Annotated in this window: 1 protein-coding gene; it reads right to left on the bottom strand. The window is 72.1% G+C overall.

Going from position 1 to position 1064, the window contains the following annotated elements; translation table 11 throughout:
• Positions 1-161 precede the first annotated feature (161 nt).
• Complete coding sequence (locus FHU28_RS16750; RefSeq protein WP_260413031.1) at positions 162-935, bottom strand: thioesterase II family protein; 774 nt, start codon at positions 933-935, stop codon at positions 162-164.
• Positions 936-1064: the final 129 nt, after the last annotated feature.

The raw sequence follows: 1064 nt of genomic DNA, 5'->3' as shown, positions 1-1064 counted from the left end.
GAACACCTCGGCGCACGCGACAGTATGCCGCCTCGTCAGCGACGTCCCTTCGGCGAACGGATGGCGAACTTTAGCATCGCCTCTCGCCGATTCACCAGGTCGAATACCGGACATTGTGGAAGGTCCGGAGCGGGTACGGGTCCTTACCCGTTCTTTGTCGCCTATTCCGGTACAGCGGTGTGACTGACGACGATGTGTCGCATTAGGTCGATGATTTCCGGCTCACAGTCGGTAAGGAAGAAATGCCCGCCGGGAAAGACGTGCCGCCGCGGCGCGGTCACGCACTCCCGCGCCCACCCGGCGGCCCGGTCCGGGTCCACGTGCTCGTCGCCGTCGCCGAGCAGCACGTGCACCGGCAGGTCCAGCGGCGGCTCGGGACGGTAGGCGTACCGCTCGGACAGCGCGAAGTCGGCCCGTACCCCCGGCAGGACGAGCTCCATCAGCTCGCGGTCGGCCAGCAGCCCGGCCGGCGTGGCCCCGAAGTCGCGCAACGCGTCGATCAGGCCGGTGTCGTCGAGATCGTGGACGCGCCGCCGCACCAGCCGGGTCTGCGGCGCCTCCGCGCCGCCGACGAGCAGCGCCAGCGGAGCGGGTGCGCCGCGACGGCGCAGCTCCCGGGCCACCTCGAACGCCACGAGCGCCCCCAGGCTGTGGCCGAACAGCAGGAACGGTCCGGACGCCCGCTCGGTGACGGCGGTCGCCAGCTGGTCCACCACCTCGGTCAGGTCGTCGACGGGCGGCTCGTGCAGCCGGGCGCCCCGGCCCGGCATCAGCGCGACGTGCACCGACAGCTCCGGCTCGGCCAGCTCCTGCCACTGCGCGAACGACGCCGCCACGCCGCCGGCGTACGGGAAGACGAAGACCTGGGCGTCCCCGGCCGGGGATCCGGCCGGCCCGAACCAGCGGCTCGCGCCGCCCGCACTCACCAGGGACATGGCCAGGAGCATAGGGCCGCGTCGGCGGCGGAGGGCATCGTCACGTCCGGTTCCTCCACGCCGCCCGCCGCCGGCCGGTGCTACGGTGGAGCGGAGTGATCCAGTCCAGGACTGGCAAGCAGGGAGACC

It is taken from the genome of Micromonospora echinospora (assembly GCF_014203425.1).
Classification (GTDB): domain Bacteria; phylum Actinomycetota; class Actinomycetes; order Mycobacteriales; family Micromonosporaceae; genus Micromonospora; species Micromonospora echinospora_A.
This window is presented reverse-complemented; position numbering and strand designations above follow the sequence as displayed.